The following is a 10637-nucleotide window of genomic DNA, read 5'->3' as shown; positions in this document are numbered from 1 at the left end:
GGCGGCCTCGACGCAGCGGCCGCCGCCGACGGCGCCCGGCACGACTTCGGCACGGCCGAGGCGGCCCCGGTGGTCCCCACCCCGGGCAAGATCATCTGTATCGGCCTGAACTACCGCAACCACATCCTGGAGATGGGCCGGGAGCTGCCGCAGCACCCGACGCTGTTCGCGAAGTACCCCGAGGCCCTGATCGGGGCGGGAGACAAGATCCAACTCCCCCCGGAGTCCGACAAGGTCGACTGGGAGGGCGAACTCGCGGTCGTGCTCGGTCGCCGGGTGCGCCGTGCCTCGGCCGACGAGGCCCGTGCGGCCATCGCCGGGTACTCGGTGCTCAACGACGTCACCATGCGCGACTACCAGTACCGCGCACCGCAGTGGCTGCAGGGCAAGACCTGGGAGAACAGCACCCCGCTCGGCCCGGTGCTGGCCACCCCGGACGAGGTGCCCTCCGACGCGGCGCTGGTGACCCGTGTGGACGGGGACGAGGTGCAGCGGACCACGATCGACGACCTCGTGTTCGATCCCGTGGAGCTGGTCCGCTACCTCTCCACGATCGTCACGCTGTCCCCCGGTGACGTCATCGCCAGCGGCACCCCCGGCGGCGTCGGGCACGCCCGCACCCCGGCGCGGTACCTGTCCGCCGGGCAGACGCTGACGACGTCGGTCGACGGCATCGGCGAACTGGTCAACGTCGCGGCCACGGAGCGGGTGCCGGAATGAGCACCCCGGAGGACGTGGCGCGCGAGGAGCTGCGCAGGCGGCAGGGGCCCGGCGCGCGGTACGACGCGCCGAACGCCCCGGCCACGCAGCTGTCCTGGGCGCGGCGGGGCACCGCCTACTTCGCCCGGGAGCTGGCCGGGCTGGCCGACTCCGAACTCGACGCGCCCAGTCTGCTGCCGGGCTGGTCCCGGCGGCAGGTGATCGCCCACGTCGGGTACAACGCCCGCGCGTTGACCCGGCTGCTGGAGTGGGCGCGCACGGGTGTGGTGACCCCGATGTACGCCTCGCCGGAGCAGCGCAATGCCGAGATCGAGGCGGGGGCGACGCTGCCCGCACGGGCGCTGCGTAGCCTGTTCGCGCACTCCGGGACGCACCTGAACGTCGAGTGGCGCGATCTGCCCGACGCCGCGTGGGACGCCGAGGTGCGCACCGCGCAGGGGCGGCTCGTGCCCGCGCGGGAGACCGCGTGGATGCGCACCCGCGAGGTGTGGATGCACGCGCTCGACCTGGACACCGGGGCGGGCACGCGCGACTTCCCGGAGGACCTGCTCGACGAACTGTTCGCCGACGTGCTGCGGTTCTGGCAGCGGCGCGGGGAGCACGTCGATCTCGTCCTCGCTCCGCACGGACGGTCCGAGACCGTCCTCGGCGCGGGCGGCACCCGGGTCTCCGGTGCGCTGCCGGACCTCGTCCGGTGGGTCACCGGACGGGGAGCGCGCGGACCGACCTGCGACCGCGGCGGCGAACTCCCGACGATCCCACGCTGGTTCTGACCGCCACGTCGGGTCCGCACACCACGCACCACGAGACACCGGCCCACCGGGCACCGCCGACGAACGGCGGCCCGGTGGGCCGGTGTCGTCCGGGACGGATCTCCAACGGGTCCGATCAGGACGGGGCGTCCGCGGCGTGGGCCGGTTGTCCCCGGTTCGACGACCCGGACTCGCTCGACGTCCGGCGCGGCGACCACCGGCACCTCGCGTTCGGCTTCGGCGTCCACCAGTGCCTGGGCCAACAGCTCGCCCGGGTGGAGCTGCAGATCGTGTACAACACCCTGTACACCCGCATCCCCACCCTCCAGCCGGCCACCTCCCTGGCGGACACCCCCTTCAAACACGACGGCTCCGTCTACGGCGTCTACGAACTCCCCGTCACCTGGTGACCCGCGTCCCGTAGGTTGCCGGGAGGGCGGTGACGGGAGGGCGCAGCGGGTGCCGCCGGTGGGGACAATGGGTGGCATGAGTACGACGATGCCGAGGGTTCCGTTGTCCGATTCGGTGGCGATTCCCCAGCTCGGGCTGGGCGTGTACAAGGTGCCGCCGGGGCAGACCGCCGAGGTGGTCCGGCACGCCCTCGCCCACGGCTACACCGCGGTCGACACCGCCACGCTGTACGGCAACGAACGCGAGGTCGGCGAGGCCGTCCGGGACAGCGGCCTCGCGCGGGAGGACGTGTTCGTCACCACGAAGCTGTGGAACGACGCGCACGGCTACGACGAGGCCCTACGCGCCTTCGACCGCAGCGCCGCCGAACTCGACCTCGACCACGTCGACCTCTATCTGATCCACTGGCCGGTGCCGGACCAGGACCGCTACGTCGAGACCTGGCAGGCGCTGCGGCGGCTGCGGGACGAGGGCCGCGTACGCGCCGTCGGGGTGTCCAACTTCGAGCCGGAACACCTGCGCAGGCTGGCCGACGAAGCCGGGGAGGTGCCCGCGATCAACCAGGTGGAACTGCACCCGCTGCTGCAACAGCGCGCACTGCGCGAAGCGCACGCCGAGCTGGGCGTGGTCACCGAGGCGTGGGCGCCGCTGGCGCGGGGGCAGCTGGTGGAGCACGACACCATCCGGCGGCTGGCCGACAAGCACGGCCGCACGCCGAGCCAGATCATCCTGCGCTGGCACCTGGACCTCGGCAACGTGGTCATCCCGAAGTCGGTCACCCCGGCGCGCATCGAGGAGAACCTCGACGTCTTCGACTTCTCGCTGGACACCGACGACGTCGCCGCCATCGACGCCCTGGACTCCGACGGCCGCACCGGCCGCCACCCCAACGACCGCTGGTGAGGGGGCGTGGAACTCTGCACCCACGACTCATCCGCGTGGCCGTCGACTACGCGGCGGAGTATGGAGAAGAGATCGAGTCCCGCATCGACCGGAACCGGAGGGTGACGGAGAACAGCCGCCGGGCGGTGCAGGAGCGCGCAAGACTGTTCGCCTGATGTCACGACCATGTCCCGGTGGTTCGCGCGGCGGTGCGAGCCGGCGGGGGCGCGTAGCGCACGCGAAGTGGAAAGTCGGGTGCGCCCCCACGGGCACCAGGCGGGTTCCCGCGTGGTGCCCGTGGGGGCGCCGCCCGCCCCGTTTACCGGCCTCCGACGTCGCTGTCGCGGGCGTCGCGCCAGTTGTTCCAGGCGTCGGCGGGCAGTAGGTAGCCCGCCCGCACGTTGTGCCGGTCGACCGCCCGCACGGCGTGCAGATAGCTGCCCCGGGTGGGGTAGAGCGCGTCCAGGGTGTCGTCGGTGAACGGTTCGTGGGTGCCGAACAGCACGCAGAAGGTCTCCCCGGTGTTGTGGCCGGTGTTGCGCGCGGTGGGCACCGCGTGCTGGGACAGCCGGATTCCGCCCTCGGCCAGTCCCAGCTCGTCGCGCCGTTTGATGCCGTCGTCGGTGAACTTGAGCGGCTCGGCCGTGGGCGGTGGGGTGCCGTCCTGCACCCAGCGCACGAGATGGTGGTTCGCGGCGGCGAGCACGTGCTGCAGCGGGGTGCGGCTGAACGGTGGTTCGTCGCAGTCGTACTCCGGCGTGGCACCGAGGTCGCGCTCGAAGATCGGCTCGCGGTACTCCTGCCCCCGGTATCCGGAGTGCGCGGCACCGGCGACCTCCCACCGGCGGAACCGGTCGGTGTCGGCCGGACGCCGCGGTGAGCGGACGTCCGTTTCGGACAGCACCTGGAACACCGGTGCGTGACCGTCGCGGGACGGCGCCGTGCCGACGGCGAAGGTGTACCCGTCGAACACCGGCTCGGTCTTGGGCAGGACGTGGTCGTAGTAGACGCTCATCCGCCCGGCCGACTGCGACGCCCCGAGGGCGAGCACGGTGCGCGCGTCGAGCCCGCCCAGCACGGAGTCCGCGCCGGGGTCGGCCACCGCCCGGCCCGCCTCGGCGAAGATGTCGTAGGAGAGCTCGTCGCCCGGGTACCGCCCGCCGCCGGTGACGTCGAGGTCGCCGTACCGGGTCGGGCTCCACTCCCGCAGGTGGTCCACCCCGACGCGCTGCGCGGACACGCCGACCCAGGCGTAGCCGGCGCGGGTCATCGCGTCGAACTCCCACAGCGCGTCGAGGTCGTAGCCCGCGGAGACGTTCTGCCACTCGACCAGTGCCGTGCCGTTGAACCGCCGTTCGTCGGCGGGGCGGCGCACGACGACGCGGGTGGTGTAGTCGACGTCGGTGGCGACCCGCTCGCCGTCGGGGCGTAGCCGTCGGCGGCGCCGGAGAGGAGGAACTCCTCCTCGACGTAGCCGCGGGCGGCCAGCGGGTCCGGGGTGGAGAAGAACGGGTAGGTGTCGGCCAGTTCGTCGGCGAGCGGATCACCGGGCACGGTGCCCGGCAGTGGGCCGGTGACCTCCCCGCCCGCGGTGGACACGGTGGGGACGGGGACGGACGTGGTCGTGGACGGTGCGGCCGCCCCGACGGCCGGGGCCAACGCGGCCGACGTCGCGGCCGCGAGGGTCAGGGTGCCGAGGCGACGCCACGGGGTGCTCATCATCGCGCTCCCGGAATCCGTGGGTGGGTGGTCCGTTCAGCGAAGCAACCGCCGCTGCCACGGACCAGGGCCGGACGGAAACCTGCGACACCCGTCGCCGGGCGGACGGACCCTGGGCGACAGTAGGCCCGGAACGGGTGAGCCGCGTTGACATGCAAGTGAACACTTGCCTATTGTCGTCGTGTGACGGACGTGTTCAAGGCGCTCGCCGATCCCACCCGACGCGCGATCCTGGACGAACTCACCGAGCACGACGGCCAGACGCTGTTCGAGCTGTGCGGCCGGCTCCTCAGCCGGCGCGGGGTGAGTTCGTCCCGGCAGGCGTTGTCCCAGCATCTCGACGTGCTGGAGGCCGCCGGTCTCGTCGTCACCCACCGGGAGGGCCGGTACAAGTTCCACCGGATCGACACCTCGCCACTGCGCGCCGTGGTCGACCGGTGGCCGATCGAGGAGTGAAGGAGTCACCCGTGCGGATCACCCTGACGAACGTGTTCGTCGACGACCAGGCCAAGGCCCTGCGCTTCTACACCGAGGTGCTGGGTTTCGCCAAGAAGGAGGATGTCCCGGTGGGGGAGGACCGGTGGCTGACCGTGGTCTCCCCCGAACACCCGGACGGGCCGGAGTTGCTGCTGGAGCCGGACGGGCACCCGGCCGTGCGGCCGTTCAAGGAGGCCCTGGCGAACGACGGCATCCCGGCCGCCCAGTTCACCGTCGACGACGTGCGGGCGGAGCACGAGCGGCTCACCGCGCTGGGCGTGCGGTTCACCCAGGAGCCGCTGGACATGGGGCCGGTCACCACCGCCGTACTCGACGACACCTGCGGCAACCTCCTCCAGATCGCCGCGCGAAAATGAATTCTCCGTGTGCTCTGGCCACACGACTTCGAGAGGTTGGCCGTGGAACATGCTGAGCACGGTCGACGACACCGAAGTTTGGTCAGCCGCCCGTGGCAGCGGAAGGTTCGGTGGTCGATCCTTCGAGCAGTTGGCTGACACGTTGCGGGGAGATGTCGAGGACCACTGCGATCTCGCGACCGGTGAGTCCGGTGTCCCGAAGCTCCTCGGCGGCTTCCCGTTGCTTGGCCGCGGCTTCTCGCTGCTTCTGCGCTGCTGCTCTGACCTCATCGCGGGCTGTACGGACTCGCTGGGTCAAAGCGGCATCGAGTTGGGGGACGATGTCAATGTCGAAAGATGTCTCATCGTCGAGGTCGAGTGCGAGGGAGATGTACTCGCGGGCCATGCTCTCGGCTGAGGAAAGGGAACGTGCCTGGGTGACGCCGACGTTCTCGATGTGCAGCTCCCACCCGTGATCCCAGCGTTTGGCGGTAACGGTGTAGGTCATCACTGCAACCATCCCTTCGGCAGGCAGCTCAGTTTGTCCATGAGGTCACGGACAACGCCAGGGGAGACGATCTTGTGACTCGGGACTACGACCAAGAGGGCTCCGCATGCGCAGGCCCACTTCTCGTGGCTCCCTCTCGTCGACTTGTGCGTGCAGCCATGTTGGATGAGCGCTCTACGAACGTCCCGATATCTCATCTCCTTGACCATCCACCCTAGTCTAGCCCCGCTTGATGATGCAATGTCTAGCCGGGGTGGACGTGGTTCGTACTGTCGAGTTCGCGGTTCACTCTGCTCCCCGGCCGTCGAACAGTGCGGTGATCTCTTCGGCGGCGACCGGGCGTAGCTCCCAGGCGTCCAGGCCGACGTGCAGTTGTCTGCCGTGCAGGCGGTCGGTGCTGTGCACGTGGCCGTGCAGCAGCCGGTCGCCGAGGTCCGGTAGGCGCCACTGGCGGTAGCGGTCGGTGGCGGTGTGGTCGCCGACGTAGGGGTAGTGCGACAGCAGCACCGTGTGCCCGTCGAGCCGGCGGCGGGCGAACGGCTGCACGCTGGTGAGGAACTCCAGCCAGGCGCGTTGGTGGCGGTGGGCGTCCCGGCGCACCCCGGGCGCGCAGCGGTCGTGGTTGCCGGTGACGAGGTGGATGCGGCCGTGCAGCCGCCGCACGGTGTCCACCCACCGGGCGGGATCTCCCATCCCGAGATCACCCAGATGCCACACCTCGTCGTCCGGTCCGACGAGGTCGTTCCAGTTGTCCACCAGCGCGGCGTCGTGCTCGGCCGGTGCGGCGAACCCGCGGTTCCCGGCGACCAGCCGGTGGTCGAAATGGGTGTCACTGGTGAACCAGACCCGCATGCGTTTCCCGTCGTCGGTGCCGGTGTCCGGGCGTGACGTGCCCGGCCTCCCGGCCCTCAGCTTATGCATCTCGCACAACCGGCCGCGCGAACTTCGTCCCGGTCGGACCTAGGAACCCCGCCCCCCACTCCGTAGTGTCAGGGGCCACATTCGGTGTGACTCGGAACACGACGAGGTGGTGGGAGAAGGCATGGAGTTGCGCTATCTGCCGTGGGACCCCGCGAGCCCCCTGCGCGGTCGCCGGGAGCACGTGGGGCTTCGGGACGACCGGGTCGAACTCACCTACGCCCGGTTCGACGCGCGGGTGGAGGCCTTCGCCGAGCAGCTCGCCGAACACGAGTTCGGCCGTGGCGACGTGCTGGCGATCGTGCTGCCGAACCGGGTCGAGCTGCTGGTCGCGATGTTCGCCGCCTGGCGGCTGGGCGGTGCCGCCACCCCGGTCAACCCGGTGTTCACCGAGGACGAGGCGCGGTATCAGATCACCGACGCCGGTGCGGCGCTCGTGGTCAACTCCGGCCCGGACGCGCCCACCGGGGGCAGGCCCGCCGTGCACGTCGACGACATGCGCACCGCCCGCCGGGGCGGTTCCCGGCCGCCGGTGGAACTCGCCGGCGACGACCTCGCCCTGCTCATCTACACCAGTGGCTCCACCGGCAGGCCCAAGGGGGTCATGCTCGACCACCGGCACGCCGAGGCCATGTCCGCGACGATGGCGCAACACCTCGCGCTGACCGAACACGACCACTGTCTGCTGGTGCTGCCGCTGTTCCACGTCAACGCGATCATGGTGAGTGTCCTGGCGCCGATGCGGTGCGGCGGGCAGGTCAGCATCGTCGGGCGGTTCTCCGCGGACACGTTCTTCGACCACGTCGAGCGGTTGCGGCCGACCTACTTCTCGGCGGTGCCGACCATCTACGCCGTGCTCGCTGCGCTGCCCGGGGACGTGCGGCCGGACACGTCGTCGCTGCGGTTCGTGATCTGCGGCGCCGCCCCCGTCTCCCGGGAACTGCTCGTCCGCTCCCAGGAGCGGTACGGGTTCGTGATCGTCGAGGGGTACGGGCTCACCGAGGGCACCTGTGCCTCGGCGTGCAACCCGGTGGACGGCGTCCGCAAGATCGGCACGGTCGGCCCGGCCCTGCCCGGGCAGGAGATCGCCGTCGTCGGCCCGGACGGCGCCTTCCTCCCGCCCGGCGAGGACGGTGAGGTCGTGATCTCCGGCCCGACGGTGATGCGCGGCTACCTCAACCGGCCGGTGGACACCGCCGGGACGATCGTCGACGGGTGGCTGCACACCGGCGATGTCGGGCACCTCGACGAGGACGGCTATCTGACCATTGTGGACCGACTCAAGGACATGATCATCCGTGGTGGGGAGAACCTCTACCCCAAGGAGATCGAGAGCGTGCTCACCGCCGTGGACGACGTCCTCGAAGCCGCCGTCGTCGGCCGTCCGGACGAGGTCTACGGCGAGGTCCCCACCGCCTACGTCAGCGTCTATCCCGGCTCGGCGCTCACCGAGTCCGAGTTGCTGGACCACTGTCGACGTCACCTCACGAGGGTGAAGGTGCCCGAGCGCATCCACGTCGTCGACGCCCTCCCGAAGAACCCCGTCGGCAAGATCGACAAGCCCGCGCTCCGGCGGAACCCGGACATCCAACCGGCCTGAGGCGGAACCCGGCCCCGGCCCTTCCCCGCGACGCGAGGCCACCTCGCGCGCACCACCCTGTCCTGTCGAAGGAGAGCACCGTGGGATTCAAGACTCCAGACATGCCGCCGGGGGACCCGGCGGAGTTCGAGTCGACACCCGTGATGGACCGCCTGCGGATGTTGGCGACGCACTGGACCGAGTACGGCTTCGGCGGCCCGAAGCAGATGCACGCCCTCTACATCGTCAAGACCGTGCTGTTCGTGCTGGGCGGCTGGCTGATCGTCGGCGTGACCACCCCGGGGATCGGCCTCACCGACCTCTCCGCCTGGTGGGGCGAGTTGATCGTCTACGAGAAGCTGATGGTCTGGACGGTGCTGTGGGAGATCACCGGACACGCCGCGTCCTGGGGTCCGCTGGCGTTCAAGTTCGGCCCGATGATCGGCGGCTGGCGCTACTGGACCAAACCCGGGACGCTGCGTCTGCCGCCGTACCCGGGCCGGGTCCCCGGAACTGCCGGGGACGCGCGCAGCCTGTTCGACGTCGGGCTGTACCTGGTACTCGTGGCGAACCTGCTGTTCCTGCTGGTCACACCGGGTGTGCAGAACGCCGCCGCCTACAGCGAGGCCGGACTGCTGCCGGGCTGGGCACTGATCAGTTACGTCGCGCTGCTGCTGGTCATGGGCTTCCGGGACAAGGTCGTCTTCCTCGCCTCCCGCCCCGAGCAGTACGCGGTGTGCCTGCTCGCCTTCGGCGTGCTGGCGAGCCACGTCGACATGGTGCTCATCGCCAAGATCGCCATGGTCACCATCTGGCTGGGCGCCGGGGTGTCCAAGTTCGGGCACCACTTCAGCCTCGTCGTGCAGGCCATGATGAGCAACACGCCCTGGCTGACCTCGAAGCGGTTCAAGCGTTCCCTCTACCGCGACCCGCCGAACGACCTGCGCCCGTCGAGGACGGCGCTGGGCTGGGCGCACGTCGGGGGCACCGTGGTCGAGTTGACCCTCCCGCTGGTGCTGCTGTTCTCCACGAACCCGACGCTGACCTGGCTTGCGATCGCGGGCATGGTGTTGTTCCACGTCTTCATCTACTCGACGTACCCGCTCGCGGTGCCGCTGGAGTGGAACGTGCTCTTCGTCTTCGTCACGCCGTTCCTGTTCGGCGGCTTCTTCGCCGGCGACGGATACGGCGTCACCGACTTCAGCAGCGGCTGGATCCTCGCCGCGGCGCTGGTGCTGTTGTTGACCGGACCGATCCTGGGCAACCTCAAGCCCGAGTGGGTCTCGTTCCTGATCTCCATGCGGCAGTACGCGGGCAACTGGGCGTCCGGGACGATGGCCTTCCGCATGAACGGTGCCGAGGACAAGCTCGACACCGGGCTGACGAAGACGTTGCGCACCCAGCGGCAGCAGCTCACCGACCTGTACGGGTCGGATGTGGCCGAGATCTTCCTGCAGAAGTGCGTCGCCTTCCGCAGCATGCACAGCCACGGCCGGGCGCACCTGTCGCTGCTGCAACGGCACCTGGATCAGCTGGAGAACTACCGGCTGCGCGAGGGCGAGGTCGTGTGCACCGTGCTCGTCGGCTGGCAGTTCGGCGACGGGCACCTGTTCGACGAGCGCACGATCGCGGCCGTGCAGCGGCGCTGCCACTTCGAGCCGGGTGAGTTCGTGCTCGCCTGGACCGAGTCGCAGCCCATCCACACCACCCGGGTGCGCTACAAGGTCGTCGACGCCGCCCTCGGCGTGGTAGAGCTCGGCGACTACGACGTCCGCGATGCGGTGGCCGAACAGCCGTGGATCCCGAACGGCCCCATCCCGCACCGGGTGACCTGGCGGATGCCCGGTTACGAGCCCGCCGGGGACTTCGTCCACCCCGAGCCGATTCCGGAGGGCGCCGGTACCGGCCCGAAGAACCGGCCGGACGACCCCGGGTCGGGGAGCCGGGCGGAGGGCTCTGGCCCCGAGGGCCGTCCCGATGGCATGGTCACCGGATGACGAAAGCGGTCGTGGTCGGCAGCGGGCCCAACGGGCTCGCTGCCGCCCTCACCCTCGCGGCCGAGGGCGTGGACGTCGAGGTGCTGGAGGCCGCCCACACCGTCGGCGGCGGCACCCGCAGTGCCGAGCTCACCCTGCCCGGCCTGCTGCACGACGAGTGTTCGGGCTTCCACCCGCTTGCCGTGGACACGCCGTTCTCCCGCCGGTTCGATCTGGCACGGCACGGGCTGCGCTGGCGGTGGCCCGAGGTGCAGTACTCCCACCCGCTGGACGGCGGCCGGGGCGCGGCGGCCCGGCGGTCGGTGGCCGACACCGCGG

The 10637-nt window shown here is 70.6% G+C and carries 11 protein-coding genes and 2 pseudogenes; 9 read left to right on the top strand and 4 right to left on the bottom strand.

The window, feature by feature from the left end; genetic code table 11:
- The 4 genes and pseudogenes from SACHA_RS21085 to SACHA_RS0108570 all read left to right on the top strand — a co-directional run.
- On the top strand, positions 1-720 hold a 720-nt coding region (locus SACHA_RS21085), incomplete at its 5' end, for a fumarylacetoacetate hydrolase family protein (RefSeq protein ID WP_019808850.1).
- A complete protein-coding gene (locus tag SACHA_RS0108580; protein WP_019808849.1) occupies positions 717-1493 on the top strand; it encodes a maleylpyruvate isomerase family mycothiol-dependent enzyme in 777 nt (258 codons plus the stop codon). The genes SACHA_RS21085 and SACHA_RS0108580, both read left to right, overlap by 4 nt.
- A gap of 155 nt (positions 1494-1648) precedes the next feature.
- Positions 1649-1882 (top strand): annotated as a pseudogene (locus SACHA_RS0108575) (cytochrome P450); the annotation flags it as partial.
- A 67-nt stretch (positions 1883-1949) separates the two neighbouring features.
- Positions 1950-2786 carry an aldo/keto reductase gene (locus SACHA_RS0108570; protein WP_019808847.1) on the top strand — a complete coding sequence of 279 codons (837 nt, stop codon included), beginning with the start codon at positions 1950-1952 and terminating at the stop codon, positions 2784-2786.
- Positions 2787-3084: 298 nt separating this feature from the next.
- Here the strand turns inward: SACHA_RS0108570 and SACHA_RS21080 are convergent.
- Positions 3085-4484 (bottom strand): annotated as a pseudogene (locus SACHA_RS21080) (alpha/beta hydrolase domain-containing protein).
- A gap of 183 nt (positions 4485-4667) precedes the next feature.
- Here SACHA_RS21080 and SACHA_RS0108555 point away from each other — a divergent pair.
- On the top strand, positions 4668-4940 hold the full coding sequence (locus SACHA_RS0108555) for an ArsR/SmtB family transcription factor (RefSeq protein WP_019808841.1): 273 nt from the start codon (positions 4668-4670) through the stop codon (positions 4938-4940).
- Between the two features lie 11 nt (positions 4941-4951).
- Positions 4952-5338 (top strand): VOC family protein, encoded by a 387-nt coding sequence (locus SACHA_RS0108550; protein ID WP_019808839.1) that lies wholly within the window; start codon positions 4952-4954, stop codon positions 5336-5338.
- A gap of 82 nt (positions 5339-5420) precedes the next feature.
- Here the strand turns inward: SACHA_RS0108550 and SACHA_RS0108545 are convergent, their stop codons facing one another.
- From SACHA_RS0108545 to SACHA_RS0108540, 3 genes are all read right to left on the bottom strand, one after another.
- Positions 5421-5825, bottom strand: coding sequence for a hypothetical protein (locus tag SACHA_RS0108545; RefSeq protein WP_039738435.1), 405 nt, complete (start codon positions 5823-5825; stop codon positions 5421-5423).
- The gene (locus SACHA_RS23825) at positions 5825-6022 is read right to left on the bottom strand and encodes a type II toxin-antitoxin system HicA family toxin (RefSeq protein WP_232211844.1); all 198 of its coding nucleotides are present in this window, start codon (positions 6020-6022) and stop codon (positions 5825-5827) included. The genes SACHA_RS0108545 and SACHA_RS23825 overlap by 1 nt, the downstream gene beginning before the upstream one ends.
- A gap of 88 nt (positions 6023-6110) precedes the next feature.
- A complete protein-coding gene (locus tag SACHA_RS0108540; protein ID WP_019808835.1) occupies positions 6111-6746 on the bottom strand; it encodes a metallophosphoesterase family protein in 636 nt (211 codons plus the stop codon).
- Between the two features lie 121 nt (positions 6747-6867).
- Between SACHA_RS0108540 and SACHA_RS0108535 the strand changes: the two genes are divergently transcribed.
- From SACHA_RS0108535 to SACHA_RS21075, 3 genes are all read left to right on the top strand, one after another.
- Positions 6868-8343, top strand: coding sequence for a class I adenylate-forming enzyme family protein (locus SACHA_RS0108535; RefSeq protein ID WP_019808829.1), 1476 nt, complete (start codon positions 6868-6870; stop codon positions 8341-8343).
- A gap of 80 nt (positions 8344-8423) precedes the next feature.
- Entirely contained in the window at positions 8424-10319 is a 1896-nt protein-coding gene (locus SACHA_RS0108530; protein ID WP_051110138.1) for a DUF3556 domain-containing protein, read from the top strand.
- Positions 10316-10637: FAD-dependent oxidoreductase (locus SACHA_RS21075; RefSeq protein ID WP_039738417.1), on the top strand; the 322-nt coding region annotated here is incomplete at its 3' end. The genes SACHA_RS0108530 and SACHA_RS21075, both read left to right, overlap by 4 nt.

Origin of the sequence: Saccharomonospora halophila 8 (assembly GCF_000383775.1) — a bacterium.
GTDB classification, from domain to species: domain Bacteria; phylum Actinomycetota; class Actinomycetes; order Mycobacteriales; family Pseudonocardiaceae; genus Saccharomonospora; species Saccharomonospora halophila.
This window is presented reverse-complemented; position numbering and strand designations above follow the sequence as displayed.